We start from the raw sequence: 26,472 nt of genomic DNA, 5'->3' as shown, positions 1-26,472 counted from the left end.
GCTAGATAATGACATAAGCATCATGACGGAAAAAACAATCGCAGCAAGCGTTTTCACTCTTCCTTACTTGACCTCGTTCAGACGCTCTTCCAGACGGTCCCAAGTTTCGGTGATGCCTTGGAGCATTCCCATGTCCATGACGGTTTTGAGAGCTTCCGCCGACACGTATTCGGAACGGCTGATCAGCTTTGTCTTGTCGCCCAGATCGATGAATTCCATCGTGATCTCAGTCGACGGCAAGGAGTCATTCGAATTGCCTTCCGCATCCGAGAAATAATCGGTGTAGACGATCTTCTCGGGCTCGACAATCTCCTTATAAATCCCTTTGCCCCAAGACTCCATGCCGAAAAATTCCCCCTGGTTCTGATCGACGCACTTCATGCAGTAGTGCCAGACGCCGCCCGGCCGGAAATCGATCGTGCAGACCGGAACCTCCCAGCCTCTCGGCCCCCACCAGCGTTTCAGATGCTCCGGCTCCTTAAACATCTTGAACACGAGCTCGCGCTGCGCATCGAAAATGCGTTCCAGCACCAGCACCCGATCGTTCTCTACTCTCGAAACCATCGCGTTGTTTGACATTGCAACTCCTCCTTATGATTGTGAATGAGTTTATGATTTTTCCTTGTTCTGCAGTTCCCTCAAGTAGTCATCCAGATTATCGAATCTTTCCTGCATCACTCGTCGGAAGGACTGCACCCAAGAATCCAGCGCTTGGAAGGGTTCGGGCCGGAGCTTGTAGATTCGACGGTTGGCTTCAGCCTGCACTTCCACGATCCCGCTGTCGCTAAGCACCTTCAAATGCTTCGAGGCTTGGGGCTGCCTCAGTCCCAGCCTGTTGGCGATTTCCCCAACAGTCAAGGGACCGCTGCGCAAGAGTTCTACGATTTCCTTACGATTCGGTTCGGCCAAAGCACTCAGTGTCGTCATGTCCACATCCGGATTTTTCCCTGACATGTCGCTCACCTCGTTACGTGATAGTTCCTCGGGATCATCTCATCTCCTTTATCACGATAGTCATCTTTCTGTTGGCTTAAATATACATTATGAGGAATATTCCTGTCAAGGAATATTTAGATAAATGAACCTATTTTTGCAGCGCTGCCATTTCCGCTTCGGCACATTTCCTCAACGCGAATGGGCCATCGCCAGAAGTCGTCCAGGCGATCAATCACTGTAGTGCCGCCTTTGCGCTAGAACGGATATGGGTGGTGACGGAAAACACCGAGAAACCAAATCCATTACTGTCGTTGAGGTTGAAAACGAAATGGTACATTGGTGTTATGATTCATCCAGCAGTATGGAAACAATCCGTTTCTGATCTTGAAGCAGTTAAAATTCGATGCATAATGAATATAACTTCCGGATATATTTTCCTGTAATCGAAAATGCAAACAGAAATGTATGTCGAAACGCATGGACAAAATGGAGTGGACCCACCGCTAGCATGTAGCGATGAATAGTGCTCGCATAGATTTCCTGAAGATGATAGGGAAGGCGGAAGCTAACAATACCAGGTATATCTTAGCCATTCTACTATTTTGTTGACGAAATACGATATATCGTATTATGATTTGTTTGTAACGATATATCGTATTGGGAGTGACGATATTGAAACTTTGGCATCGTCGAGATCGATGGAGCGATCATCATGAATGGAAACGTTTTGGAGATGTAACTATGGAAGGAGGGGATCAGGAACTGAATCTGAGACATCGCCATGGCGGGTCCCGGGGTGGTTTTGGGGGGCGCGGCGAAGGCAAGCGCCGTTTTTTTGAACGCGGGGAATTCAAATTTGCTTTGCTTGAGCTTCTTGCCTCAACTCCTATGCATGGATATCAGCTGATTAAGGCAATGGAAGGAAAAACCAATGGATACTACACCCCTAGTGCGGGTTCCATTTATCCGAATTTGCAGATGCTTGAAGAAATGGAGCTTGTCGTTTCCAGCGAGGAAGATGGCAAAAAACTGTACCATATTACAGACAAGGGAAAAGAGTGTCTCCAGGAGAGAAGATCTCGGACCGTACATCCAGAGGAGCGTTGGAAAAGGCAAGGGAGGCATCGGTTGCCTGACAAGCGCGATTTACACGATCTGATGGAAGATTGGCCGGAGGTTCTTTACCTGATGGGCAAAGCCGCAAGAGCGGCACAAGAAGACCCTGCCTCCAAACAAGCGTCCGAGTTTAAGGAGATGATGGTTCAGCTTCAGAACAGCTTGCTTAAGCTTCTGTCTGCGGATGAGGGTCCGCAGACAGCTGCGAGTACCCTGCCTGACGGTCATACCGAGGACAAAGGCTGACAATTCAGCTTGTTTGCGTTTGTCCTGGTTACATAGGAAGGCTTTTCATCAACGGATAACGAGAGGGTTGTCCAAAAAAATGTTCCTGGGAGGAAAAAATATGAATATATCTGAGAAAATGAATGACATTGATCTTTATTTTAAAGAGAAGCTTCATACGTCAGATCCCGTTTTGGAGTCTATCCTAAGAGCAAACAAGGAAGCGGGTTTGCCTGCGATCGATGTCGCTCCCAATCAGGGGAAATGGCTGTATTTGCTCGCAAAACTTTCAGGGGCGAAAAACATTTTAGAGATTGGCACTCTTGGGGGCTACAGCAGTATATGGCTTGGACGCGCATTGCCGGAGGAAGGGCGTCTGGTCACACTTGAACTTGATCCCGTTCATGCAAACGTTGCGGTAGAAAACATAAGAAAAGCCGGGTTGGAAAATAAAGTGGAAGTCATGGTCGGACCGGCGCTAGATACCCTGCCAACGCTCAAAGAGAAAGGGTTCGCCCCCTTCGATTTTATTTTTATCGATGCCGATAAACCAAACTACCCCAACTATTTGAAATGGGCGATGAATTATTCAAAATCGGGAACAGTAGTCGTAGCAGATAACGTGGTCCGCAAAGGGCGAGTCATTGACGCTGAAGACGAAAGCGTCCAAGGCATCCGCGAATTTATCGATTTGCTGTCGGTCGAATCGCGTATAGATTCGACAGCTGTTCAAACGGTAGGCAGTAAAGGGTATGACGGTTTCGTTCTTGGCATTGTCAAATAGTCCAGGCAGGCTCTGCAAAGGTTAACGATGCTGCTTTGGAACGATAGCAAGCAAAATCAGAGTTCAAATCCAACTGTTCAATGAAAAAGGCCCTTAAACAAGGGCCTGATTACATCTGGATCTAGCGTATGGCAGCAGCCTATTTGTACAAAATATCTTCCCTTAATGACTCGACTTTGCTTAAAGCATCAGCTATATCTCGTTCACTTACGCCAAAGTGCGCAAGGGCTGCACGCAAATGCCCCACAATCGCATCGAAATGAACAGGCTGCAAATTCATCTCCTCGTGTGCTTTTGCCATGGACAAACCACTGTATTGATTCGGACCACCCAAAGCAAAGCTGATGAATTTTGTTTGATGCCTCCGCTGTTTCTCCATGTCCGTGCCTGCAAAGAAATGGTTCACTGTATCATTGGCTAAAACCAGATCGTAAAAGTAGTCAACTACCTTTGAAATCGTTTCCTCGCCACCATATTTTTCAAAAAACGTGACCACCATAAACCTCCTCGAGAAACTTCTATCCATTAGGTATTCCACAGAGGATGGAATTTTATGATGCCGCAGTGTTTCCCACAGTGCATTAGGTTAAACGTGGTACTTTACACCGTGTTTGTTCCAATTGCCCACTCAGAATGAATATGATAGCTTGTTTTTATCGATAAAAATTATGGAAAAAGCAATTTGCTCCGTTAATTAGCCGAAAAAGCGGGTCTGAAAATCCAAAGCGAAAAGCACTGCCCCATGGCAGTGCTTTTCAGCAAAGCTAAGCCTGTGCGAGCTCTGGGGTCTTTGCGTGCAGGGGCGGCGGCACCAACCAGCCCTTCTCTTTGCTGATCCGCAATAACCGTGAAGCATATTGGACATGTCCCGAGTGGATTTGATTAAACATCATGGCAATGTCTTCTCGGATGCATTGACCGATGATCTGGCTGCACGCAACCAATCCAGCGGCAAGATCGCGAGCGACACCGGCAGCAATTTCAGGATCATGAAAACGCGCACCTGCCGGAATGCTTTCTAAAGATGCCACTGGGCGTTCAGGTGGGGCAGGAGGAGGCTCAACTCCATTTACCTTGAGAAGGTTTTCGATCTGCTGAATCTCTTGCTTCATCGCTCGCGTAAGATCTTCAAGAAAATCCTTTAAATCATTGTCGCCGGTGTGGTTGATAAACGTTTGGTAGCCTGCCAAAAGACCTCTTGTCGTCGAAAGGTAACCCCATACGCCAAATACTTCGCCATAGTGCATCGGTTCATTTTGAGGATTGCCGCTTAAGATACCCATTAATACCCTCCCGGAGTTGATTAAAGTGTCAAAGTCCATGTGGGGTCTCCTTACTGAAGCTTTTTTAACCCACTAATAGAGTTGGCCAACGAATGGAGGAGTATGAATGGGAATATTGCACAGCACAGAACTATCGAAGAAAACAAGGTATGAACGGCAGAGAGTGATTCCAGGCAAAGTAACCGCTTGCGCTTAGCTTGGGCTGCCATTGTGACCGGGAATACAGAACAGTTATTTTTCTTGACAAATATTTATTTTTATGGTATTGTTAAATATTCTATTTGTTTACAAAGTGAGTGAAATCTTTCATAATATTCTTGAATAAGCTTTCCAAGAATAGATAGAAAGGTTGTACAGCAAATGGATACATTGCCTTGTCAAGGTTGCGGAGGATTGTGTTGCGGTCCGGTTCCGGTAACGGAGAAAGAACTGAAAAAAATACATAAGAAAATAGCATCGATGCCGCGAAAAATTCGGGATGAGTTGGAAAATCAGCCAAGGTTTTTTGGAACATGTATGTTCTACGATCAACAGAAAGACCAATGCGGAATTCATTCTGTTCGGCCTGAAGTTTGCCGCATGTTCGGTTTTCACAAAGATCTTGTCTGCTTTCGAAAACCGGAACTGGCGACAAAAGGGATGGCATTCTTGAAGGAAGCGCCTGTTGGCCATTTGAGTATTGATATTACTTGGCAGTACTTTGCATAAACATGTCAGTCTTAGGCGTTGAAGAGAATAAACAACGAGTTTCAAACAATGGAACAACATTTGCAATCTTGCAGGCGCTTTTCACGGAATAGAGGACAAACGGCGATTCTCAGGCAGGAGAGTGCCAATGACAATACCGCCAACAGTCTGCCAGATAAGAGCTGCGTTCCTATATCCCTCCGCCGTAAGAAATAACCGTTTCCGACCAAAGACCTGTATCGGAAAGCCCAAGCAAGCCTTATTCGGGAGAGTAAGTTTCCGAGGTGCCCAAGAGCCCTTCCAGCTGGTCAACCGCCGATTTCAGATCCGGTCTCGACTCTCTGTTTCTTTCGGCCAATCTCTTGAGCTCCCGATGTCCCTCCGTCAACCGGAATAGCGGTTCATTCGGGTTAAACGTTTGCTGGGCGGCGGGCGCTGTTACAACGTGATTCGTTTGCAGAAAAAACGATTGCCCGGGAACTTCCTGAACAGTCCTGCTTACCTCTTGCAAAAGTTCTTGCAGATGGCCGGGGATGATGTCGCTGTGTTTTTGAATCTTTTCGATAATGCCTGTTACATACTCTTTTTTCGTCATAGGAGTTAACGCCCTTTCTCATCGACTTTCCATTCATGCTTAATGTGTCCGGCCAGCCAGGATTACATTCCTTGGGGTCTTCGCGGGATCAGCTTCAACTGAATGCGGCTGAGTTGCCCCTTCAGCGAAAGTAAAATCTTCAGGCAGTTGAAGCTGACCGAGTTGTTGAAAGGACATGGTATACAGGATTCCTTTGGACGGCAGTAAAGCGTCTTTCGAGAGCATCCGGTCATAATCCAACCCGTTATCGACAGCCAGCCGTAATCAGACTTTGGCGGGTAATCAAGATCTACTCAGAAAAGGAGTACAGTACGTGAGGGAATCAGATTTATACGATCCGATCAAGCAATGGATGGAAGAACGGGGATTTGCGGTGTTTCCGGAAGTAGAATGCCGTCAGGCCGGCGGACGAGCAGACATCGTGGTGACCAGCGGCCCGATCGTTGGCGTGGTGGAAATGAAGCAGTCGCTCACGCTGGACTTGATCGATCAGGCACTTCGCTGGCGCGGGTTTGCCAACTACATCTGGATCGCCATCCCGTACCGGAAAAACGGCTACAAGCAGTTTGTGAATATGGTGCTGCGCGATTACGGGATCGGGGTCCTTTTTGTCAGCAAGCACGGCACCGTATGGGCGGAGTGGAATGCCCGTTTCATGCGTCGGGCGGTACCCCATTTGCAAAAATCCCTGACCGAGCATCATTTGACCTCCGGGATCAAGGGCGGTCACAGCGGAGGGGGATACATCACTCCGTACCGGATCACGATCAATAAAGTCAAGCATTTCCTGAGAAGAACAGGCGGCTGGCACAGCATCCGGGAGATTTTGGACCATTGCGAGACTCATTACGCGAGCCCGCGCGCTTCACTGGCGAAAGCTCTCCAGGAGTATGAAGCACAGTGGTGCGAGAAAAAGAAAGAGGGCGGAAAGCTGCATTTCCGTTTCCGGCTTGAGGGTACGGACCACCAGGAAGGAACGGACCGCAGTGGAAACCGCCTGAGCAGCACAAGCGCGGACGTGACGCTGTCTGAGAAGCAGCTCAGCGTTCTGCTTGTCTTATCGGAAGAGTGGCAGACTCCGACCAGGATTGCCCGAAAACTGCCGGGGCTGCATCCGCACATCGCTGAAACAAAGGGCTCCTTGTACGTCAACCAGCCCCTCAAGACATTGATTGCGAAAGGCTTGGCCGAAAAGCATCCCGAACGCAAGGGACAGTATCGGCTGACCTCTGCCGGAGAAGCGATGCAAAGGAACATGATGCTGGGGTGAAGAAAACGGGAAAGAACAAGCCCCCTCGGATTCAGTCCGTGATTCAAAGGGGGCAGTTCCAAAGGAGGCGTTCCATTCAAAATTCCGCCCCAAGCCTTTGCATCGGCATCTACGGGAAGCAACGACTGACGCGGGCAGCGACCAGGCAGAAGACCACAAAAAACCTCTCCCCGAAAGAAACAGATCAACCGGCCCTCCTTTGGTCTAGCTGCTTTTTTTTCCGATTATTTCGCTCATTTTTTCATTGAGGATCTGAAAGGCTCTCTGAATTCTTTCCTTGGGGACAGGTGCGTACCGATCGCCGACGTTTACTTCACAGTAGCAGGTGGTCTCATCGACTTTTCTTACATAGGAGGTCAAGCCTATGCCTGTTTCTTCGTACATGGAAATCAAAACAGGTTCAATCACTTCCTTAGGCAAATGAAAATAGACATAAAACATGTTTGATACAGGTACGAATGGCTTCGTTTCAACGGCGTGGCACTGATTGTAAAATGAAGCAAGCTCTTTCGCTTGCACGTAATACTGTTCGAAGTTGTCCAGCCTTTGATTGAAGTAATAATCGGCACTGACGATATAAGGGTAGAGGCTGATTAAATCGCCGCCATGGCGCCTCTTCCAGACCTTTGATTCTTTTGTAAACGCTTCGTCCCCTGCCAGGATGGCTCCTGCGATCCCGCCGATCCCCTTGTAAAAAGAAACGTAGACGCTGTCAAAAAGATCGCAAATGTCAGAAGCCGGCTTTTGATAATAAGGCAGTACTTCAAACAGACGAGCGCCATCCAAATGCAGCTTGATTCCGTTTTCGCGGCAATAGGCGGAAATGGCTTGAAGCTCTCTATATTCGGGCAATTCTCCCCCGATTTCACGCTGAGGCAATTCAAGCAGCAAGCAGGCGATATCCTCCTTCAGCTGTACAACATCCCCCAGGCGAATCACTCTTGTTTTGTCCGCCAGCAGAACAGGTTCAATCTGGTGCAATTTTTTCAACCCGTCTTCTTCATGAATTTCTAAATGGCATAAGGGATGATAGGCGACTTTTTTCAGCCCCTTTTGATCACACCAGATTCGCACAGCGATTTGCTGGGCCATGGTGCCGCTCGGAAAAAACACGGCTGATTCTTTGCCTAGGAAGGACGCTATTTTTTTTTGAAAGTTTTCGATCACCTCGCCTGTACCATATGTATCGCTCTCCAGATTTTCGTCCATTTCATTCAAGACATGTTTCAGAATGTGAAGATTTCTTTTTCCGTGACCAACCAGTGGATAAGCGGTCTGTTTATAGGCGTTCAGCAGTTGGTTTTGCGGGTTCATATTTGCATGACTCCTTTTCCCCTAAATGGACCCTTTCCAGTAGACGCTACGGAAAGGCAGTCGTTTAAAAATTCTCATCCAGCTTGCCGGGAGCATCCGAGCAAGACAAGTCGAAAAGCTTTTGTCCTATGGGAGTAACGATGCCATCCATACTTTTCGCATTTTTCTCATTCCGGTAAGCGACTAGGCCATCCTCGCCTTTGCTTAGAGCCCACCTCTGGAGGGTATCCCGATCGCCTGAAAAGGAAAAGAAGGGAACGCCGAAACCGCATGACGTTTTCACTTCGTGTACATCCACAACTATGATTTGACGCGAGCCAGGAAGGGGATCAAAATGTTTGACCAGATTGTCCCATTCTGACATGCCGGGAACGACGACGCGACCGTTTCCATAGAGACGAAGAATCATCGGTGCGCCTTCAAACGCGATAAACATGAGGGTGATTCGCCCATTTTCCAGCAGATGTGCGCTTGTTTCGTTCCCGCTGCCTGTCAGGTCCAAATAGGCGGCTTCTGTCGGAGAAAAAATGCGCAGCACATCGTACCCCTTTGGGGAAATGTTGACGTGGCCATTTTTATCTAAAGGAGCGGAACCCACAAAGAAAATCCGCTGCTTTTTGATAAAAGCTTCATGCTCGGGAAGAATTGCCGGAAAAAGCTTTGCCATTTTATCTCCACCTATCATAAATCAATCTCGGGTAAAGCCATTCATTCTTCCCTGATTTGAACAGCCACCTGACGGAGATGTACGATTATGGCTGAAACCCCCGTTAATCGCTTTATGGAAATTATACAGTAGGGAAATCTCAATGAATAACTTTTTGTCTGCTTGATGCAAAATAGGGTTTCATTCGAATCATGGGATGGGGTCCTTCCTGTTTTCCGTTGCGAAAGAAGGAGGAGGCTGCCGTTTCTGCATCGACGATCTGACCACGAAGAGTGGAGAGGGTGAAAAGAATCTCGTGCAAATCGTCAAAGTGTAGTATTCTTAGTGTAATACTAAACATTGAAATCCTCTCTCACACAGGAGGTTCTCATGAACGTCTTTCAAAGCATAACAGACTGCATCGGAAATACCCCGCTGGTTCGCCTTAACCGAATGGTTCCCGATGGTGCGGCGGAGGTCTTTGTCAAACTGGAAATGTACAACCCTTCGCGAAGTGTAAAGGACCGCGCCGCCTACAACATGATCGCAGCCGCCGAGGCGGAGGGGCTGATCAAGCCGGGAGATACGGTCATCGAGCCGACAAGCGGCAACACGGGCATCGGGCTGGCCATGAACGCAGCAGCCAAAGGTTACAAAGCAATTCTCGTCATGCCCGACAACATGTCAAAAGAAAGGATCAACCTGCTCAAGGCATACGGGGCAGAAGTCGTACTCACGCCGAGCGAGCAGCGGATGCCGGGTGCGATCGCCAAAGCCCTGGAGCTGCAAAAAGAGATTCCCGGCAGCTTCATTCCCCATCAATTTGAAAACAAAGCGAACCCCGATATCCATCGCGTGACCACTGCCCGCGAGATCTACGAGCAGATGGAGGGGCGGCTGGATGGATTCATCGCCACAGCGGGAACAGGGGGCACGATCACGGGGACTGGAGAGGCACTCAGAGATAGGCTGCCTGAGCTGTACATAGGGGTAGTGGAACCAAAAGGCTCGCCCGTCCTGTCCGGAGGAAAGCCGGGACCGCACAAGCTGGTGGGCACTAGTCCAGGCTTTGTGCCAAAAATCCTGAATACCGCGATTTACGATGAAATTATGCAGATCGCCGATGAGGACGCGCTTGACAGCATACGGGCGCTCGCCTCCAAGGAAGGCATCCTGGTAGGTCCGTCTGCCGGAGCTGCCGTGTATGCGGCTATCCGGGTGGCTGTTCGGCTCGGGGCGGGCAAACGAGTGGTTTGCATCGCGCCAGATACGGGTGAACGCTATTTGAGCATGAATTTTTTCTAAGCTGAATCATAGCCGCTGGATGCCGTGTCATTCAGCGGCTTTTTTGTGTTCGATGGCTTCGCTCTGAGATCTTGAGTCCGGGCAGGAAAAGAGCCGTCAGCTCTTCTTTTGGCTGATTATTGCAACGGAGGTAGATACCGCCTAATAGGTAAATGAAGGCAAAAAGCCAGCCGGCAGGCAAAGCAGCTGGACGCGGGTCTCGAAAGTCCGTAGACTAAGGGCAAAGAGAACGCAAACGCTGGGGGAAGCGGAGGAGCCGGGATGCAAAACGGTTTTGGCAGACAACGAAAAGCGATCGTCATCGGGGCGGGGATCGGCGGTTTGTGTACAGCGATTGCCCTAGGACAAATCGGCTGGAATGTAGAAATCTGCGAGCGTGCACGCGAATTGAAAGGGATTGGGGCAGGCATCGTACTTGCTGCAAATGCGATGAAGGCTTTGGATAAGCTGGGGGCAGGAGAGCGAGTCCGTTCCTTGGGCGCCCCTGTCCGGACCGCGGAGATTCGCGATTGGAGGGGACGCTTGCTGGTCAGTCTGCCGGTTCGGGAGCAGGCGCAGCGCTGCGGGGCCGACAGCTACATGATCCACCGCGCCGATCTCCAGCAGGCCTTGCTTGTGTGCGTACAGAAGGATTCGATCCGGCTGGGGCATTCATTCAGCCATTTCGAGCAGGATGAGAACGGGGTTCGCGTCTTTTTTGAAAACGGAGAGGCGATGCATGGCGATTTGCTGATCGGAGCGGACGGGATTCATTCGACAGTCCGAAAACAGCTGTTCGGAGAAGAACCGCTGCGCTATTCCGGCTTCACTGCTGTCCGGGGCATCGCCGTCTACGGCAATGAACGCTATCCGGTAGAGACAGGAGGCGGCTTTGAGGCATGGGGAAAAGGCATCCGGTTTGGCTTTTCGCACATCGGCCACGGTCGCATCCACTGGTTTGCGGCCATCAATGCACCGGCGGGAGCGGAAAGGCGGCTTGCCGGCGACAAGCAAGAACTGCTGCGCCGCTTTGAAGACTGGTACGAACCGGTGCGAGAGGTGATCGCGGCAACAAATGTGTCGGCCATGCTTTGGAACGACATTTACGACCGCATGCCGTTACAGCGCTGGAGCGAAGGGAGAGTAACACTGGCCGGGGACGCCGCCCACCCGATGCTGCCGAATTTGGGGCAAGGAGCAGGTCAAGGGATGGAAGACGCTCTGGTGCTCGCGCACTGTTTGGCCCCGCTCGGCTCCCATCGGAAAACCGCAGATGAAGGCGAAAACCATGAAGGCGAAAACAAGGAAATGGAAAGCATGGCTTCCGGGATAGAGGCTGCATGCAGGCAGTATGAGAAGCTGCGGCTCAAACGGACCCGGGCGATTGTACAAGGATCGCGAATGATGGGCAGAGTCGTTCAGCTGGAAAATCCGATCGCGCTTGCTGTACGCAATCTCGTGATGCGGACAATGCCTGCGAGTCTGCAGGCAAAAAGGCTCGACTGGATCGTGATGCACGAGGTTTAGCGTTTTCAATGAAAACAACAGAACAGCGATGAAAAAACCCTGGGTGGATCGGTCAACCCAGGGCGCAGCAGGCTGAAGCCTGCTTATTTATGTTTCTCCTGATAGTCGAGCAAAGCGGCGATGAATACTTGCCCGATGCGGACCATGGAGCGCTCGTCGACGTCAAACCTGGGGTGATGGTGCGGATACGTCGCCTGAATGTCAGGATTTTGCCCGCCTACGTTGAAAAATGTCCCTGGTCTCTCCTGGACGTAGTAGGCGAAATCTTCCCCGCCCATGCCCGGGGGAATGGAAATGACCTCTTTGTCTCCCCAGATCTGTTTGGCGACATCGAAAAGCGCTGCCGTTTCTTCGGGATGGTTCCAGGTGGCGGGATAGCCGCGGCTGTAGCTTACCTCGCAGCTCGCGCCCGAAGCCTGGCATGCCGCTTCCGCGATCTGGAAGATGGCCGTTTCCGCCGATTCCCGGACGCCTTCATTGTATGTGCGAACCGTTCCTTTTAGTCTGACGGTATCAGGGATGACGTTGAAAGCATCTCCGCCCTGGAAGGAGCAGACGGATACGACGATTTGTTCCAGCGGATCGACCCGTCTGCCGGCGATCAGCTGCAGATTCATCACGATCTGGCTGCCGATGACGATCGGGTCGATGGCTTGGTGAGGATAAGCCCCGTGGCCGCCTTTTCCGGAAATGAGAATTTCAAAATGGTCGGATGCGGCGGATACGTAACCAGTCCCGATTGCGACTGTGCCGCAGGGAATATCGGAAGCGACGTGGGCGCCGTACACGACGTCCACGCCTTCGAGGCATCCGTCTTTCACCATCGCCTGTGCTCCGCCCGGAGGCAGCTCTTCGGCGAATTGATGAATGAACACCACATTGCCCGGAAGCTCGTCTCTTGCTTCGCTCAAAACTTGTGCGACACCGAGGAGCGAGGAGGTGTGAATGTCGTGCCCGCAGGCGTGCATGACGCCGGGAACGCGAGATTTGTACGCGACCTCTTTCTCATCCTGGATGGGCAGCGCGTCAAAATCTGCGCGCAAAGCAACAGTTTTACCGGGCTTGCCGCCTTTGAGCAGTCCGACGACCCCCATGCCGCCAACGCCGGTCCGTACCTCAATGCCGAGCGCAGACAGCCGGTCCGCCACTTTTTTAGCGGTGTTTACCTCCTGATAGGAAAGCTCGGGGTACATGTGCAAGTCGCGCCTCAGGCTCACCATTTCCGGATAAAGCGCTTCAAGACGGGCAAATAATTGTTCGCGCACAAGAATCACTCCATTTACGATTAGTTTTGAAAGGGACGTGAAGCTATTCGAAAGATCAATCACTTTTAGTATAGAGAAATTTACGGAATTTTCGCAACATCACCTTGTTAAGCATATGATCGGGAAGGGTAGCTGCCAGAAAAAATCAAAGCTGCGCCAGAAGGATGAACAATGCCTCTGACGAATGGGTTATGTAGGAGATGGACCTGGATGAAGCCAGCCGGTCCGTTTCTGATTCCGGATCCGCAATTTTCGAAAAGGAGTGTTCAGATGTTGTCCTCTCGCGAAGTGGTGTTGCAATTGACAGATCAATTGGTGAAGGTGGAAAGTGTGGTCAACACGCCGGGAGAGATCGATGTCGCCCGAGCCTTGTATGAGCTGTTGTCTTCGTTGCCCTATTTTCAACAGCATCCGGACAGACTGCTCCTTTCGCGCACGGTAGACGATGAGGTGGAGCGGTACAATGTGCTGGCCTGCGTAAAGGGAACGAAAGCGCCTGACAGCCGAACCGTCATTTTGATGGGACACACCGATACGGTCGGCATCGAAGACTTTGGCCATTTGAAAGACAAGGCTTGTCATCCGCAGGAATTGTTGAAAGCGCTTCAACAGGAATCGCTGCCTCCTCTGGTGAAAGAACAGCTGGAGTCGGGCGAATGGCATTTCGGGCGTGGCGTTCTCGACATGAAAAGCGGCGTGGCCAGCCATGTGTACTTGCTGAAATACTATGCCGAGCATCCCGAAGAGCTGGCGGGCAATCTGGTGCTGCTGGCCGAATGCGATGAAGAGGACAGCTCGCACGGCGTACTGTCGGGCATAAAGGACTTGAAGCGCTGGAAGGAAGAGCACGGCTTTGAGTATGTTGCGCTGATCAACTCGGACTTTGTGGCACCGCTCTGCGAAGGAGACGAAAACCGCTATGTGTACAAAGGGACGATCGGAAAGCTGCTGCCTTCCTTTTTCATCACGGGAGCGGAGACGCATGTGGGCTCCTGCTTTGAAGGACTGGACCCGAATTTCCTCGCGGCCGAGCTGACGCGGCAGATCAGCTACAATCCCGAGCTGTGCGACGAGGCATTGGGCGAGATTCCGGTCCCGCCGGTTTCCTTGAAGCAGATGGATTTGAAGCCGACCTACACGGTGCAAACCGCGTTGTCAGCCTATGTTTACTACAACTTTTTCACCGTCTCCTGGTCGCCCAAGGAAGTTCTCGACAAGCTGAAGGAACAAGCGGAAATTGCCTTTTCCAGCGCTTTGGCCGTTTTGGAAGAGAGGTATCGCCGCTACCGGGAGCGCTGCGGGGAAGCGTATCAGCCACTTCCGTGGAAGCCGCGGGTCATAATCTATGAAGAAATGCATCGCCAGCTTCTAAAGGTGCACGGAGACAGCTTCGCTCTCCATATGAAAGCCTTTAAAGAGGCGCTTATGCAAGACAAGACGCTGGACACGAGAATGTTTGCGGCGAGAGTGGTGGAGGAAGAGTGGAGCTGGATGAGGGACAAAAGCCCAGCGATGATTCTGTTTTACTCCTCCCTGTATTCGCCGCCCATCGATTTGAGCGGGAAAGACGAGCGGGAGAAGCAGCTGCTGCGTGCGCTGGAGGAGGCGGTAGAGGCTGTCCAGCCGACATACGCCCATCCGATCGTGGCGAAAAATTTCTTTCCTTATATTTGCGATATGAGCATGGTCTGCTTGCGCGATGATGAGGAAGGGATTCGCGCGGTCAGCGACAACAATCCGGGATGGGGGACCAAGCATTACGTAAATTATCAGGATATCCGGGACCTCAACGTTCCGGCTATCAATATCGGACCTTACGGGTATGACGCCCACAAAAAATACGAGCGGATGGAGATTACGTTCTCGACCGAGATCGTTCCAAAGCTAACCGATCTGGTGATCCGCAAGCTGATCGGAAACGAAGTCAATCTGGACACGTCCCTGCAGGTGTACTAGAATGAACGAGACCGAGACTGGGGACGATTGGCAGTAGATAAGGGGATGCCAAGTCCGCAATGGGGTAGAGAACATGTTTGCAACCATATACAAAAAGCCCCGTGTCATGCTGGTGTTATGGATAGCTGCAATCATTCTGCTCGTGTTGACAGCCGTCAATGTGGCTGTTTCCTATCGGAACACGATGCAATCTGTACACATCTCCCTCGCATCCAAAAGCATGCAGGAAGCAGCATATATTGCCGGGAAACTGGACGTATCCGCATACAGGAAGCTGTTGCGAGCGCCTGCGGGCAATCAAGCGGCCTTTGCGCGAATTCAGGAACAACTGCAAGCCGCTCGTGAGATGGCAGGAGCTTTGTACGTCTATACGATGCAAATCGATGATCAGCAAAAAATTGCAAAAACCGTCGTAACCGCCCACCCGCCCGATTCGCCTCTTTCGTTTCCGCCCGGGCAGATATGCAACGTGAGCGAACAGCAAATCGGACAGGTTCAACAAGGGCGCAGCTACTATTCCGATGTCATCAAAGACCCGATTTATGGAGAGTACGTGTCTGCAGGGGCTCCCATCTTCGACGAAGCCGGACATGTGATCGGCATTCTGGGTGTGGACGTCGGCACGCACAACTTGTACAGCATCGGTCGGGAGGTTGTGCGCAGCAGCACTTATACGTTTTTATTCAATGCTTTGTTTGTCGTGCTGCTGGCGTCGATCTTTCTTATGTTGCAAAAATGGTACCGTCGCGAATTGAAGGCAGCCGTCGGGGATACGGAGAAAACCTATCAGGACGAAATCAGATCGGTGATCGCCTCGATGCGTTCGATCCGCCACGATTTTGTCAATCACATGCAGGTGCTGTACGGCTTGATCGAGTGCAGGTACTACGACAAGGCGCATGAGTACATCAGGACATTGATTCGCGATGCCAAAGTACTCGATCTCTCCGTTCGAATGCAGAATCCGGCTTTGATGGTCTTGTTGCATACCAAATGGGAAAGGGCGCGGGCACGTCAGATCCTTATGCAGTTTGAGGTGAGCCAGCACCCGTTTGACCAGATTCCCTCCGTCGATTTGATCAAAATTTTGTCCAATTTACTGGACAATGCAATCGAGGCGGCTGAGGAAGCAGGAGGAGAAAAGCGGATCCGGCTTTGCTGCCAGGAGAAAGACTCGGTGTACTGGTTTTTAGTAGAAAATACCGGACCGGAAATCCCGGCCCAGCAGCTGGCCGCAATCTTTCAGGAGGGTGTCACCACAAAACGGCGGGACGATGAGCTGCCGCGAGGGGTTGGGCTTTCGATCGTTCGAGAGGTCGTGAGGAAATACGCAGGTGAGATTGACGTGGAATCTGCGAACGGAGTCACAAGGTTCCAGGTTCGCTTGCCTGTGAAAAAGAGATAGGTTTTTGGGAGAGAGGCTGTCCGTCTGGGGACAGTCTCTTTCGTATGGAGCGGGTCAAAACAAATGGTGGAGGCTGGAAAATCATGATTTGATGTAAGTGATTTTTGAAATAGAGAGGAGAGGATGGATGAGCCGAGCTAAGCAGAGTGCCAGATATTGCTTATCGCTTCGTACTTACTCATCGCTGGACATAACGAAAAACTCCTTCTCAAAGCCGATCTTCTCCCAGAAATTTTGCGCAGCCATGTTCTCCACATCGACGTGTACAGAAACGGCGGAGACATCTTGGCGCTGAAACCAGCCATTCATTTCTGCCACAAGCGCTTTTGCTGTATGCTGTCCGCGATATTCCGGCGTGACGTATAACTCGTCAATGTGGCCGAGGAGGATTTCGGCTACCAAATCTTTTTTCAAAGAGGCGAGTGCGTAGCCGATCGGTCTGGAAGCACTGTCGAGCGCTACATACACCACACCGAAACGGGATTGCGTGTATTGCCCGAGTTGCTCACGGATGTTTGCCTGTTCTTCGGCAGACAGTTCGCATTCCGCTACTTCTTTGCAATTTTCATTCCACAGCTTGACTAAATCGGTAAAATGATCATGGGATGCTTGTTCAATACGGATAGCCATTGTCAATTCGTCTCCCTTCGCAAATTAGCAATCAAACAGGAAATGTTTTTGTTAAACAAAATCGGATTTTTTCCAGTGCCTTGTTTGCCTGACCAATTTCTCCGGCCTTGATCTTGTCCAGCACATCGTCCACTCGATGACAAGCAAACGCTCTTTTTATCCTGAGTACATCCTGCAAGCAGTTCCGTTCCAGATCATGGAGCTGCCGGTTTTTGAAATATCCTGCGGCAAATGCTCCAAAGTACAGATCTCCCGTCTCCTCGGAGTCGTCGTCCTTCCGATCGGCTTCGTAGGCCAAGAACGCTGCTTCACCGGCGAAGTGACAGAGAAAGACATCGTTTCCCGCAAGATGAAAGTCAATGATGCTGCACAGGCAGCCGTCGTCATCCACGAGCAAGTTATTGAGAGAAAAATCCCCTTGTACCGCTCCTGCGGGGAGATCTGGCCACAATATCTCCAGAGACGTCCGTTTTTCCTCGTATAACGCGTAAATCTCCTGCCACAACCCTTGATTCGCTTTGCTGGCTTGCACTGCTTTTTGTAAGGTGCAGACGTCTTGAGCGAGATCGTCAGTTGGGCCGAACATGCTCCACGGACTGAAAGAAGTAAACGGAATGGCGTTTTCTGCGGAGAGGCGATGCATGGCTCCCAGCCATTCTCCCGCTTGCCGGATCAGGTCTGGATCAAGGCAATCCGCTTCCTTCCCTGGCATCCATTGTTCGACGGTAGCAAAAGCTTCCCGATCTGCCCATGATACAGACATGTAAGGCAGCCCGTCCCGTCCGTAAAACCGGGTGGGAACTCGCAGTCCGGATTGGGCAAACACCTGGCACAGGCTGGCTTGTCCGGCGAGATCTTCTTTCGATGTGTATGGATTGGAAAGGATTCTCACCGCAAGATGCTGCCTGGCTGCGGTGGTGACTTTGTAAATGATCCGTACATCGTCTTGATCGTTCAAATCCTGAATCAAGTCTGCTTTGACGAACGCAGGCAGATGAAAATTCTCCTGTATCTTTTCCAACAGCATGCTATCACCTGTTTTTGATCGTCAAAAGACGATTATTGTCCTTTTTACTGCATGACAAACTTACGGCATGCCGAAAGCAAATGCCGTGGTATACTTGCCGGCACGATATCCTCCGGTTCGGCAGCCCACCATGTGTGACGGTTTGGCCTGTCCAATAGGCAGAAGCCATATTGCGTAACCTCCACTCTCTTTTTTTAACGATATTCACCATATTTGGCAATTTTTTAATCTGCTCTAATTCGATACGAATGACAGGATAGAAAGTTACATTTTTCTTTTTTTATATGGTCTGGAATAAAAGGTCGGTCTGTCCGGTGCAGGAAGCTTTCTCGGCAGGAAAGGTGCCGAGAGGGGGCCAACCGAATCGTTCAGGTTCGGCGGGAAACGAGAAAAAGACTTCGAGAGCGGGGCCATCGCTCGCAAAGCCTTTTTCAGGACAGCCAGACTGGCTGGCTGTGTACAATATGATTTGTTGATTGGTGATTCAGGCGTCGATAGATGAATCAGCCGCTGCAGTCGCCTTTTCGGAACCGGGACGGGTAATGGAAAAGATCGCACATCCGAGCGAAACCAGGACAAAGCAGGCGCCCACCCATGCGTTGTAATTGACCGAGGCTTTCTCGATGACGATCCCTCCGACAGCGGAGCCGAGGGCGATCCCGACGTGCAGGACGGAGGTGTTCAAACCGAGCTGAATATCGGCCGTTTTCGGAGCGGTTTGGATCAGATAAGTCTGCTGAGCCGGAGAAATGGCCCAGCTCAAGGCGCTCCAGGCCACCATCACGATCAAAAAGAGGTAGAGCGACACGGTGGTAAAGGGCAGGATGGCCATCACAAGACCAAAGGCGGTAATGATGACAAGGATCGATTTGGCGGGGCCCCATTTATCAGAAATCCATCCGCCAACGCCGCCGCCCATTACGGCCGCGACGCCAAACAGCAGATACACAAAGCTGAGCCAGCCTCCTTCCAAGCGCATCGTTTCTTGCAGAAAGGGAGTAAAGTACGCATATAAGGTCAAATGGCCGGTGAGCATCAGCATCGTAATCAGCTGGGCGCTGACAATTTTCATGCTCTTCAGGGACAGAAGCTGCCTGCGCAGCGGAATTCCAGGCTGGGTTTGCACCTCCGGCAGCAACAGACTGAGACAAAGCATCGCCACCAGGCTGAGTCCGGCGATGAGCCAAAACGGAGCGCGCCAGCCAAATGCATCTCCGAGTGCCATACCCATCGGGACACCCAGCACCAATGAACCGCTGATCCCCATGAAGATGATGCCCAATGCCCGGCCCCGATAGGCAGGCTCGACGATTTGCGTGGCGATGGAGATGGACAGTACGGTCAGTAGAGCTCCGCAAGAGGCAGACAAAATCCGGGCGATGAGCAGGACCGCGTACACCGGGCTCACGGCGGCAAGGACATTGCTCAGGAAAAAGCCGAACAGCGCCAGCAAGTAAAGACGCTTGCGGGGGATCTTTCGGGTCAGATGCATCAGGATGGGCGCCGAAACGGCAAAAGACAGGGAAAACACCGTGATCAGCTGCCCGGCGGCGCTAAGCGGAATATTCAGGTCTGCGGTGATCAGATTCATCGTGCCGCCGATGATCAGCTCGACCGTCCCGACCACAAACGTTGCAATGGCAATGATAAACACGCGAGGATTCACACAGAAGAACTCCTTTCTGCAACACAAAAAGGTTACCACCATGATGGTAACCTTTTTGCTCTGTGTATTCAAGAAAAAAATCATGGACGGTTCAATAGCGGAGACGGATGAGCATGCGCCGTATTTCGTCGTCGCCAAAAAGCAGGTCGTAATGCTTTTGCGTAATGCGGGTCAAGGCTACGTCATGGTAGAAGAAGTCCGCGAAAAATTTGACAAACGGCTGCGCTCTCGTCTGGATGGCCTGCCAGTCCCCGTCTTCCTCTCCGGAAAAAATGATCTCTTCCTGGTCCGCTACGATGAGCTGGAAGCGTTCCAATCCCTCGTGCTCCTCCGAGGGGATTAATACGTGTACCCGTTTGAGGTTTGTCTGGATGTCCCCGACCACCAGCACTTCCACGTCTACGCCTTCCCGTTCTTTTTGCTCGAGCAGAGGCACAAATCCGGCAAAATCGTCGTTCCAGGCGGAGATGCGGATGGACTTCGCCGCTCGCTGGATCAAGTGCCTGCTCTCGGCGCGTATGGAAGAGTCGACCTTGAGGTTCCAAATCCGGTCATCCCGGACCTGCTTGCTCGCCAAAGAGGACTTGAGCCGCTCCACATCCTGCTGGAATTGGCTGGTCAGCTTGTCGATCAGGCTGCTTGGTGGCAGAGCGGTATACCATTTCTTTTTATCCGAGACAGAATCGAGGACCAGGCCCTTGTCCACCAGCCGGGTCAGCACCTCGTAAATTTTCGCTTTGGGAACGCCGGAATGCTTGACGACCATCGCGGCATCCATGGGTGACTCGCTTGCCGTCAGGGTTTCATATACTCTGCTCTCGTAATGGGAAAATCCGAATGTTTCCAACATAACTATGCCCTCCAACCGGTTTCATCCGTACGTAGAAGATTTGCCCTTCTATTATACACGGTTTTTTTCGGGAGTTCCGGTCAATCTCTAGGGCAGGTGAGAGCAGCAGGACTTTTTGCAAAGGGTGGCCAATTTGGCAGGCTTGAATGGAAGAAATCCAGGGAAAATACGTGACGCAATGCGCTCGTTCTGGTGAAACGCAGTTCGCAGAAAGAGAAAAACCCCCTCAAGAAGCGAGGAGGAGAACGTCATGGCCTATCGTATTTACTGGGAAAACCCGGATTCCCGAGCGCCATCCAAAAAACGCTTCGTCTCGGCGACGACCACACTGGAGAGTCCGATCAGCCCGATCAGGTTGGGCACTGCCATCAAACCGTTCATGATGTCGGAGAGCGTCCAGACCAGGTCGAGCTTCATCGTCGCGCCGACGGCGACCATAATCACCCAGACGAGTCGGTAGTATCTGGCGGAGCCTTTGCCGAACAAATATTCAAAGCATTTTTCACCGTAATACGCCCAACCGAGGATGGTAGAGTAGGCAAACAGGATGATGGCGACCGCCAGCACGTAGCTGCCGGCTTGTCCGAAGACGCTTTGGAAAGCGTAGGTAGTCGCTTCCACGCCAGACATGCCGGTGGACCAGGCTCCCGTCGTGACCAAAGCAAGCCCTGTGATTGTGCAGACGAGAATCGTGTCGATAAACGTCCCTGTCATGGAAACGAGTGCCTGCTTCGCCGGTTCGTCTGTTTTTGCCGCTGCGGCGGCGATCGGTGCGCTTCCCAGACCGGCCTCGTTGGAGAAGACACCCCGGGCAACCCCTTTTTGGATCGCCATGGCTACGGTCGCTCCCAAAAAACCGCCTGCAGCCGATGTGCCGTTAAACGCTCCGTATACGATGTCTGCCAATGCCTGCGGTACTTGATCGGCATGAAACAGCACGACAATAATTCCTGCGGCAATGTAGAAGAGAGCCATAAACGGCACCATCACGCCGGTGACCTGACCGATTTTTTTCACGCCGCCGAGAATGACAAAGGCGGTAAAGGCAGCGAGTACAATCCCCGTTACGACCGGAGGGATCGAGAAGTTCAGCTGTACGGCTTCAGCCACCGAGTGGGATTGGACCATGTTTCCGATCCCGAAGGACGCCATTGTTCCAAACAGGGCGAACAAAACAGCGAGCCATTTTTGCTTCAACCCTTTCTCCAGATAGTGCATCGGCCCGCCGGAAAACGTGCCGTCAGCCTGCCGCATGCGATACTTGACGGCGAGAATTGCTTCGGCGTATTTCGTCGCCATCCCGAAGAGAGCGGTGATCCACATCCAGAACAGAGCGCCCGGTCCGCCGACAGCGACAGCCGTGGCTACCCCGGCGATATTCCCCATCCCGATCGTTGCGGCCAGCGCGGTCATCAGCGCCTGAAAGTGGTTGATATCTCCTGCCGCCGCTTGATCCTGCTGCTTTCCAAACGCGAGGCGCAGCGCATACCACAGCTTCCGGAACTGCAGTCCTTTCAGGCGGAAAGTCAGCATCACCCCGGTACCGACGAGCAGTATGAGCGTAGGAAGCCCCCATACAAAGCCATTCACCATTTCCAACCATTGCATTAGCTTGTCCATCTCTGTTTCCCCCTTGCTGTTTTGGAAGAGAAAAAGAAAAAACATTTCACCCGAAAATGAAATGTTCTCTGGAGACGGTCGCAGGACGTACGGCAATACGTAAAAAAAAATACAAAAAAACCGGCGGCAAGCCGCTTTTGTAACAGTCCAAGCGTCCACTCTGTCCTTTTACCTGAGAGATTATTCGCGATAGCGAATTTGCTCCTTCGGTGCCCAATCCTCATTTGAAAAAGAGGGGGGTCTCTCCAGAGGCTCGTCCCCATGCAGTTTTACTAGTTTCCCAGACCTGAGAGTTTCGGGAAGATTCCCTTGCCCCGTCGGTAGACATCCGTCTTCTCCTGAATGGTTCATCCGAACGATATTTGATTTATAAATCAATTATAAGGAGCAAAGCGAGCTTGTCAATGCATTGAAAAAAATTGATCGATCTCCTCTGCTGGCAGTTTATGGTCTATTCGACAAGACGGTGCAATACGTTATATCAATGATGAACATGCCGCCCGAAGTGTCGTGTCAAAAAGAGACAACCTGTGCGAGAGCCGACTTGGGAAACGATGCCTCGCTTGGCTGCAAGGGGGGAGTTATTCATGCTGCATATCGTCGCCTGTATCAAACAGGTGCCGGACACGAAAATCATCAAGATGAACCCGAAGACAAATACGATGGACCGCTCCAGCGCGCCCGCCATCCTCAATCCGTATGACGCTCATGCTGTCGAGGAAGCTGTCCGCTTGAAAAAAAGGTATGGGGGAACCGTTTCTGTTTTAACCATGGGGCCCCCGCCCGCAGTCAAAGCGATCCGGAAATGCATCGAGATCGGAGCGGACGAAGGGTACATGATCACCGACAGGGCCTTTGCCGGGGCTGATACGCTGGCAACGAGCTATGCGCTGACAAAAGCGTTGGAGAAGATCGCCAAGGAAAAGCCGATCGACCTGATCATCTGCGGAAAGATGACGATCGACGGGGATACGGGCCAGGTCGGGCCGGGGATTGCCAGACGGCTCGACATTCCGCCCTTGACCAGTGTGAAAAAGGTGGTGGAGGTAAACAAGCAGCAAGGCTATGCCATCGTCCATCGCAAGCTGGAGGACGGCTATGAGGTGATTCAGTCCGCTTTGCCCTGCCTGTTTTCGGTGGAAAAGGAAATCAACGAGGTGCCCTATTCGCCGCTTCCCAACATGCTTCGCGCCGCGCGCTACCAGCCGGTGATCTGGTCGGTCGGCGATCTGGATGACGTCGACCGGACGTTGCTTGGTCTCAAAGGCTCACCGACGATCGTGGCCAAGGTCTGGCCTCCGGAAAAGCCGAAAGGCGGGGAGATGCTGGAGGGATCGGCCCGGGAACAAGTGAATCGGCTGATGGAAATCCTGCGGCAAAAACAGGAGCTGTTTGCAGGGAAGGAGGCACGGGGATGAATCTGGACCAGTACAAAGGAGTATGGGTATTTCTGGAACACCAGGACGGGAAAATCGTGCCGGTCTCCCTGGAGCTGCTGGGAGCGGGCCGAAAGCTGGCCGACAAGCGGGGAGTGCCCCTGGCGGGCATCCTGATCGGCGAAAGTGTACGGGAGCTGGCCGCGACCGCGTTTCACTACGGTGCCGATCTCGTCTATCTCTACGATGACCCGGTTTTCCGGGATTATCGGACCGAATCGTACATGCGGGCAGTGATCGCGTGCGTGGAAAAGCATAAGCCGGAAACCATCCTGTACGGAGCGACTTCCACGGGAAAAGACCTCGCCAGTGCTGTCGCCACCGATCTGGAGACAGGGCTGACCGCGGATACCACGATGCTCGATGTGGATGAAGCGACAGGGCTTTTGGAGGCGAGCCGCCCCGCATTCGGAGGCAACATCATGGCTACGATTCTCTGCAAGAAGCATCGGCCGCAAATGGCTACGGTACGGCCAAAGGTCATGAAAGCGCTGCCCGTCGACACGAGCCGGAAGGGAGGGCTCATCGAGGAATCCATCCCTTTGCGGGAGCAAGACATCCGGACCAAGGTGCTGAAAATCGTCCGGGAAGCGCAGACGAAAGTCCGCCTGGATGAGGCTGACATCATCGTCGCCGGTGGCAAGGGGCTGGGCAGCAAGGAAGGCTTTCAGCTCATGCATCGCCTGGCCGAGGCGATCGGCGGCACGGTGGGGGCGAGCCGGGATGCCGTCGAGGCGGGCTGGATCGACCATGCCCGCCAGGTAGGCCAAACCGGGGTGACGGTGACGCCCAAGCTGTACTTTGCCATCGGCATCTCGGGAGCGATCCAGCATCTGGTCGGCATGCAGAACTCCGGTCTGATCATCGCCATCAACAAAGACCCGCAAGCACCCATTTTCCAATCCTGTCATTACGGAATTGTCGGGGATGCATTCGAGATCGTTCCGATGCTGATTGACGCATTCCAGGTGGCGGCTGGCAAGGAGGTACAGTATGGCGGAAAAGTTTGATGTCATTGTCGTGGGAGCGGGACCGGCAGGAACGTCCTGCGCGTATACGCTGGCGAAGGCGGGGGTCAACGTCCTGCTCCTGGAGCGGGGAGAGTATCCGGGCTCCAAAAACGTGATGGGCGGCGTCCTGTACCGCAAAATGATGGAGGATATTATCCCCGGTTTCTACAAGGAAGCGCCAGTCGAACGGCCGATCGTAGAGCAGCGGTTCATGATGCTCGACGAACAATCGGCGGTCACATTCAGCTACAAGGGCCTGGAGTGGGGAGAGGAGCCGTACAACAACTTCACCGTGCTCAGGGCGAAATTTGACCAATGGTTTGCGGAAAAAGCGGTCCAGCAGGGGGCCCTGCTCGTCAATGAAACGGTTGTGACCGAGTGTCTGGTGGAAAACGGGAAGGTAATCGGGATGCGGACTGATCGCCCGGACGGGGAATTGTTTGCCGATGTCGTCGTGCTGGCTGACGGAGTCAACTCCCTGTTGGCCAAGTCGCTCGGGTTTCACAAGGAGTTCCGCCCGGACGAGGTGGCGCTGGCTGTCATGGAAGTGCTCAAGCTCGATCGAAAAATCATCGAAGACCGCTTCAGCCTGGAGCAAGATCAGGGCTGCACGTTTGAAATCTTCGGCGATTCCACCAAAGGGATTCTCGGAACAGCCTGGCTGTACACCAACAAGGACAGTCTCAATATTGGCGTCGGGGCGATGCTGTCCGGCCTGATCAAGAACAAGATCAAGCCCCATCAACTGCTGGATTACGTCAAGAAGCACCCGATCATCCGGCCGTACATCCAGGGCACGGAGCAGCAGGAGTACCTGGCTCATCTCATTCCGGAAGGAGGCTACCGCTCCATTCCAAAAGTGGTAGGCGACGGCGTCATCGTTGTGGGAGACGCGGCCCAATTGGTCAACGCGATTCATCGCGAAGGCTCGAATATGGCGATGACCTCGGGAGTGCTGGCGGCGGAGGCCATACTCGAAGCGAGAGCGGCGGGAGATTTCTCGGCTTCCATGCTCGACTCTTACAGACAGCGGCTGTTGGACAGCTTCGTTGGCCAGGACATGAAAAAATACAAGGACGCCACACACCACTTTGAAAAATACCCGCATTACTTCGAGAAGTACATTCCGCTGATGAACAAAGCAGCCAGTCAGATGTTTACAGTAGACGGAAGCTCCAAGTGGGAGAAACAGAAGAAAATCTGGTCTGAACTCGGTTCGGCGAAAGAAAAGTGGAAAATGGCCCGCGATCTGATGCAGGCATGGAGGGTGATGAAGTGATGAAGGAACTGCCCAAAGGTCAGCCGATCGAGGAGAAGCAGTACCTGGTCCGCTTCAAGGCGGATACGGAATCGCACCTGCACGTATTGGATACAGACGTGTGTGCCACGAAATGTCCCGACAAGCTGTGTACGATTTTTTGCCCGGCAGAAGTGTACAAGTGGGAAGAGGTGCGAATGCATGTGGGATACGAAGGGTGTCACGAATGCGGAAGCTGCCGGATCGGTTGTCCGTACGAAAACATCAAGTGGGTATACCCGAAAGGCGGACACGGCATCATCTTCAGATTGGGGTAATAGGCGACGGATGATGTTTAAAGTGGGCGAAGTCGTGTCGTTCGCGCGTGACGGGGCGAGGGGGATCATCCTGGAGGCAAAGGGAGAGCAGTACCTGATCATTTGGGAGGATACGTTCGTCAGCTGGGAAAAGGCTGAAGACCTGCGCAAAGAAGAAGCAACCGAATAACTGGGCCAATAGGTGCCCCTTTTTCCCGAGCGTTGGGGGAAAAGGGGTATTTTTCATTTATGGTAGAAATTTATTTACCTATTTCAAACAAATTGTTCACCTATTAATAAAAATAGGGTAACCTAATAGTGAATTGGTCACAATCGAAAAAACAGCCTGAAGCGTAGGAATAGAGCAAAAATTCAACGTCTTTCGC

Annotated in this window: 26 protein-coding genes and 1 riboswitch; of the genes, 13 read left to right on the top strand and 13 right to left on the bottom strand. The window is 52.0% G+C overall.

Features of this window, described 5'->3' with window-relative positions:
• Positions 1–63: 63 nt before the first annotated feature.
• Positions 64–579: an SRPBCC family protein gene (locus tag Q3F21_RS17665; RefSeq protein WP_340255855.1), complete on the bottom strand. Its 516-nt coding sequence runs from the start codon at positions 577–579 to the stop codon at positions 64–66.
• Positions 580–609: 30 nt separating this feature from the next.
• Entirely contained in the window at positions 610–954 is a 345-nt protein-coding gene (locus Q3F21_RS17660; protein WP_340255852.1) for a metalloregulator ArsR/SmtB family transcription factor, read from the bottom strand.
• A 723-nt stretch (positions 955–1,677) separates the two neighbouring features.
• Here Q3F21_RS17660 and Q3F21_RS17655 point away from each other — a divergent pair.
• Both Q3F21_RS17655 and Q3F21_RS17650 read left to right on the top strand, forming a co-directional pair.
• On the top strand, positions 1,678–2,298 hold the full coding sequence (locus Q3F21_RS17655; RefSeq protein ID WP_340255846.1) for a PadR family transcriptional regulator: 621 nt from the start codon (positions 1,678–1,680) through the stop codon (positions 2,296–2,298).
• A 100-nt stretch (positions 2,299–2,398) separates the two neighbouring features.
• Positions 2,399–3,061: an O-methyltransferase gene (locus tag Q3F21_RS17650; RefSeq protein WP_340255841.1), complete on the top strand. Its 663-nt coding sequence runs from the start codon at positions 2,399–2,401 to the stop codon at positions 3,059–3,061.
• A gap of 139 nt (positions 3,062–3,200) precedes the next feature.
• On the opposite strand, the gene Q3F21_RS17645 is transcribed toward Q3F21_RS17650, so the two are convergent.
• Both Q3F21_RS17645 and Q3F21_RS17640 read right to left on the bottom strand, forming a co-directional pair.
• Positions 3,201–3,557: a group 1 truncated hemoglobin gene (locus Q3F21_RS17645; protein ID WP_340255836.1), complete on the bottom strand. Its 357-nt coding sequence runs from the start codon at positions 3,555–3,557 to the stop codon at positions 3,201–3,203.
• Positions 3,558–3,825: 268 nt separating this feature from the next.
• On the bottom strand, positions 3,826–4,344 hold the full coding sequence (locus Q3F21_RS17640) for a DUF3231 family protein (protein WP_340255922.1): 519 nt from the start codon (positions 4,342–4,344) through the stop codon (positions 3,826–3,828).
• Between the two features lie 360 nt (positions 4,345–4,704).
• On the opposite strand from Q3F21_RS17640, the gene Q3F21_RS17635 reads away from it, so the two are divergent.
• Positions 4,705–5,052, top strand: coding sequence for a YkgJ family cysteine cluster protein (locus Q3F21_RS17635; protein WP_340255833.1), 348 nt, complete (start codon positions 4,705–4,707; stop codon positions 5,050–5,052).
• A gap of 238 nt (positions 5,053–5,290) precedes the next feature.
• Here Q3F21_RS17635 and Q3F21_RS17630 read toward each other — a convergent pair whose 3' ends face one another.
• The gene (locus Q3F21_RS17630; protein WP_340255830.1) at positions 5,291–5,626 is read right to left on the bottom strand and encodes a hypothetical protein; all 336 of its coding nucleotides are present in this window, start codon (positions 5,624–5,626) and stop codon (positions 5,291–5,293) included.
• Positions 5,627–5,939: 313 nt separating this feature from the next.
• Here Q3F21_RS17630 and Q3F21_RS17625 point away from each other — a divergent pair, with 313 nt between their 5' ends.
• Positions 5,940–6,896: a hypothetical protein gene (locus tag Q3F21_RS17625; RefSeq protein WP_340255827.1), complete on the top strand. Its 957-nt coding sequence runs from the start codon at positions 5,940–5,942 to the stop codon at positions 6,894–6,896.
• 204 nt (positions 6,897–7,100) lie between these two features.
• Here Q3F21_RS17625 and Q3F21_RS17620 read toward each other — a convergent pair whose 3' ends face one another.
• Together Q3F21_RS17620 and Q3F21_RS17615 are read right to left on the bottom strand one after the other, a co-directional pair.
• Entirely contained in the window at positions 7,101–8,210 is a 1,110-nt protein-coding gene (locus Q3F21_RS17620) for a threonine aldolase family protein (protein WP_340255824.1), read from the bottom strand.
• Positions 8,211–8,274: 64 nt separating this feature from the next.
• The gene (locus Q3F21_RS17615; protein ID WP_340255821.1) at positions 8,275–8,877 is read right to left on the bottom strand and encodes a pyridoxamine 5'-phosphate oxidase family protein; all 603 of its coding nucleotides are present in this window, start codon (positions 8,875–8,877) and stop codon (positions 8,275–8,277) included.
• A gap of 369 nt (positions 8,878–9,246) precedes the next feature.
• Here Q3F21_RS17615 and cysK point away from each other — a divergent pair, with 369 nt between their 5' ends.
• Both cysK and Q3F21_RS17605 read left to right on the top strand, forming a co-directional pair.
• On the top strand, positions 9,247–10,161 hold the full coding sequence (gene cysK, locus Q3F21_RS17610; RefSeq protein WP_340255818.1) for a cysteine synthase A: 915 nt from the start codon (positions 9,247–9,249) through the stop codon (positions 10,159–10,161).
• Between the two features lie 261 nt (positions 10,162–10,422).
• A complete protein-coding gene (locus tag Q3F21_RS17605) occupies positions 10,423–11,667 on the top strand; it encodes an FAD-dependent monooxygenase (RefSeq protein ID WP_340255815.1) in 1,245 nt (414 codons plus the stop codon).
• An 83-nt stretch (positions 11,668–11,750) separates the two neighbouring features.
• Here Q3F21_RS17605 and Q3F21_RS17600 read toward each other — a convergent pair whose 3' ends face one another.
• A complete protein-coding gene (locus tag Q3F21_RS17600; RefSeq protein WP_340255812.1) occupies positions 11,751–12,932 on the bottom strand; it encodes an amidohydrolase in 1,182 nt (393 codons plus the stop codon).
• Between the two features lie 270 nt (positions 12,933–13,202).
• On the opposite strand from Q3F21_RS17600, the gene Q3F21_RS17595 reads away from it, so the two are divergent.
• Positions 13,203–14,888 carry a M20/M25/M40 family metallo-hydrolase gene (locus Q3F21_RS17595; protein ID WP_340255809.1) on the top strand — a complete coding sequence of 562 codons (1,686 nt, stop codon included), beginning with the start codon at positions 13,203–13,205 and terminating at the stop codon, positions 14,886–14,888.
• 73 nt (positions 14,889–14,961) lie between these two features.
• The gene (locus Q3F21_RS17590) at positions 14,962–16,293 is read left to right on the top strand and encodes a sensor histidine kinase (protein ID WP_340255806.1); all 1,332 of its coding nucleotides are present in this window, start codon (positions 14,962–14,964) and stop codon (positions 16,291–16,293) included.
• Positions 16,294–16,467: 174 nt separating this feature from the next.
• On the opposite strand, the gene Q3F21_RS17585 is transcribed toward Q3F21_RS17590, so the two are convergent.
• The 5 genes from Q3F21_RS17585 to Q3F21_RS17565 form a co-directional block, all read right to left on the bottom strand.
• Complete coding sequence (locus Q3F21_RS17585) at positions 16,468–16,923, bottom strand: GNAT family N-acetyltransferase (RefSeq protein ID WP_340255803.1); 456 nt, start codon at positions 16,921–16,923, stop codon at positions 16,468–16,470.
• Between the two features lie 31 nt (positions 16,924–16,954).
• On the bottom strand, positions 16,955–17,944 hold the full coding sequence (locus Q3F21_RS17580; RefSeq protein WP_340255800.1) for a phosphotransferase enzyme family protein: 990 nt from the start codon (positions 17,942–17,944) through the stop codon (positions 16,955–16,957).
• Positions 17,945–18,434: 490 nt separating this feature from the next.
• Entirely contained in the window at positions 18,435–19,616 is a 1,182-nt protein-coding gene (locus tag Q3F21_RS17575) for an MFS transporter (RefSeq protein WP_340255797.1), read from the bottom strand.
• 91 nt (positions 19,617–19,707) lie between these two features.
• Complete coding sequence (locus tag Q3F21_RS17570; protein ID WP_340255794.1) at positions 19,708–20,466, bottom strand: TrmB family transcriptional regulator; 759 nt, start codon at positions 20,464–20,466, stop codon at positions 19,708–19,710.
• A 264-nt stretch (positions 20,467–20,730) separates the two neighbouring features.
• Positions 20,731–22,086 carry an amino acid carrier protein gene (locus Q3F21_RS17565; RefSeq protein WP_340255791.1) on the bottom strand — a complete coding sequence of 452 codons (1,356 nt, stop codon included), beginning with the start codon at positions 22,084–22,086 and terminating at the stop codon, positions 20,731–20,733.
• Between the two features lie 150 nt (positions 22,087–22,236).
• Positions 22,237–22,345, bottom strand: a riboswitch (glycine riboswitch).
• A 328-nt stretch (positions 22,346–22,673) separates the two neighbouring features.
• Between Q3F21_RS17565 and Q3F21_RS17560 the strand changes: the two genes are divergently transcribed.
• From Q3F21_RS17560 to Q3F21_RS17540, 5 genes are read left to right on the top strand one after another with little or no spacing between them, the layout of a single operon-like run.
• Positions 22,674–23,504 carry an electron transfer flavoprotein subunit beta/FixA family protein gene (locus tag Q3F21_RS17560; RefSeq protein ID WP_340255788.1) on the top strand — a complete coding sequence of 277 codons (831 nt, stop codon included), beginning with the start codon at positions 22,674–22,676 and terminating at the stop codon, positions 23,502–23,504.
• Complete coding sequence (locus Q3F21_RS17555) at positions 23,501–24,532, top strand: electron transfer flavoprotein subunit alpha/FixB family protein (RefSeq protein WP_340255785.1); 1,032 nt, start codon at positions 23,501–23,503, stop codon at positions 24,530–24,532. Before Q3F21_RS17560 ends, Q3F21_RS17555 begins: the two co-directional genes overlap by 4 nt.
• Complete coding sequence (locus Q3F21_RS17550) at positions 24,516–25,811, top strand: FAD-dependent oxidoreductase (RefSeq protein ID WP_340255782.1); 1,296 nt, start codon at positions 24,516–24,518, stop codon at positions 25,809–25,811. The genes Q3F21_RS17555 and Q3F21_RS17550 overlap by 17 nt, the downstream gene beginning before the upstream one ends.
• On the top strand, positions 25,811–26,107 hold the full coding sequence (locus tag Q3F21_RS17545) for a ferredoxin family protein (protein WP_340255919.1): 297 nt from the start codon (positions 25,811–25,813) through the stop codon (positions 26,105–26,107). Before Q3F21_RS17550 ends, Q3F21_RS17545 begins: the two co-directional genes overlap by 1 nt.
• Before the next feature lie 10 nt (positions 26,108–26,117).
• Positions 26,118–26,276, top strand: a complete 159-nt coding sequence (locus Q3F21_RS17540) for a hypothetical protein (RefSeq protein WP_340255779.1) — start codon at positions 26,118–26,120, stop codon at positions 26,274–26,276.
• The last annotated feature ends 196 nt before the right edge of the window (positions 26,277–26,472 follow it).

The sequence above is a fragment of the Brevibacillus borstelensis genome, from assembly GCF_037834415.1.
GTDB lineage: Bacteria > Bacillota > Bacilli > Brevibacillales > Brevibacillaceae > Brevibacillus > Brevibacillus borstelensis_A.
Note: the sequence above shows the minus strand (reverse complement) of the source record. Positions and strands in the feature narration are given on the sequence as shown.

Bases quoted from the DNA above. Each gene is read 5' to 3' on its own strand.
- Q3F21_RS17665 (WP_340255855.1), bottom strand. From the start codon at position 579: ATGTCAAACAACGCGATGGTTTCGAGAGTAGAGAACGATCGGGTGCTG.
- Q3F21_RS17660 (WP_340255852.1), bottom strand. From the start codon at position 954: ATGTCAGGGAAAAATCCGGATGTGGACATGACGACACTGAGTGCTTTG.
- Q3F21_RS17655 (WP_340255846.1), top strand. From the start codon at position 1,678: ATGGAAGGAGGGGATCAGGAACTGAATCTGAGACATCGCCATGGCGGG.
- Q3F21_RS17650 (WP_340255841.1), top strand. From the start codon at position 2,399: ATGAATATATCTGAGAAAATGAATGACATTGATCTTTATTTTAAAGAG.
- Q3F21_RS17640 (WP_340255922.1), bottom strand. From the start codon at position 4,344: ATGGGTATCTTAAGCGGCAATCCTCAAAATGAACCGATGCACTATGGC.
- Q3F21_RS17635 (WP_340255833.1), top strand. From the start codon at position 4,705: ATGGATACATTGCCTTGTCAAGGTTGCGGAGGATTGTGTTGCGGTCCG.
- Q3F21_RS17630 (WP_340255830.1), bottom strand. From the start codon at position 5,626: ATGACGAAAAAAGAGTATGTAACAGGCATTATCGAAAAGATTCAAAAA.
- Q3F21_RS17620 (WP_340255824.1), bottom strand. From the start codon at position 8,210: ATGAACCCGCAAAACCAACTGCTGAACGCCTATAAACAGACCGCTTAT.
- Q3F21_RS17615 (WP_340255821.1), bottom strand. From the start codon at position 8,877: ATGGCAAAGCTTTTTCCGGCAATTCTTCCCGAGCATGAAGCTTTTATC.
- cysK (WP_340255818.1), top strand. From the start codon at position 9,247: ATGAACGTCTTTCAAAGCATAACAGACTGCATCGGAAATACCCCGCTG.
- Q3F21_RS17605 (WP_340255815.1), top strand. From the start codon at position 10,423: ATGCAAAACGGTTTTGGCAGACAACGAAAAGCGATCGTCATCGGGGCG.
- Q3F21_RS17595 (WP_340255809.1), top strand. From the start codon at position 13,203: ATGTTGTCCTCTCGCGAAGTGGTGTTGCAATTGACAGATCAATTGGTG.
- Q3F21_RS17590 (WP_340255806.1), top strand. From the start codon at position 14,962: ATGTTTGCAACCATATACAAAAAGCCCCGTGTCATGCTGGTGTTATGG.
- Q3F21_RS17585 (WP_340255803.1), bottom strand. From the start codon at position 16,923: ATGGCTATCCGTATTGAACAAGCATCCCATGATCATTTTACCGATTTA.
- Q3F21_RS17570 (WP_340255794.1), bottom strand. From the start codon at position 20,466: ATGTTGGAAACATTCGGATTTTCCCATTACGAGAGCAGAGTATATGAA.
- Q3F21_RS17565 (WP_340255791.1), bottom strand. From the start codon at position 22,086: ATGGACAAGCTAATGCAATGGTTGGAAATGGTGAATGGCTTTGTATGG.
- Q3F21_RS17560 (WP_340255788.1), top strand. From the start codon at position 22,674: ATGCTGCATATCGTCGCCTGTATCAAACAGGTGCCGGACACGAAAATC.
- Q3F21_RS17555 (WP_340255785.1), top strand. From the start codon at position 23,501: ATGAATCTGGACCAGTACAAAGGAGTATGGGTATTTCTGGAACACCAG.
- Q3F21_RS17550 (WP_340255782.1), top strand. From the start codon at position 24,516: ATGGCGGAAAAGTTTGATGTCATTGTCGTGGGAGCGGGACCGGCAGGA.
- Q3F21_RS17545 (WP_340255919.1), top strand. From the start codon at position 25,811: ATGAAGGAACTGCCCAAAGGTCAGCCGATCGAGGAGAAGCAGTACCTG.
- Q3F21_RS17540 (WP_340255779.1), top strand. From the start codon at position 26,118: ATGATGTTTAAAGTGGGCGAAGTCGTGTCGTTCGCGCGTGACGGGGCG.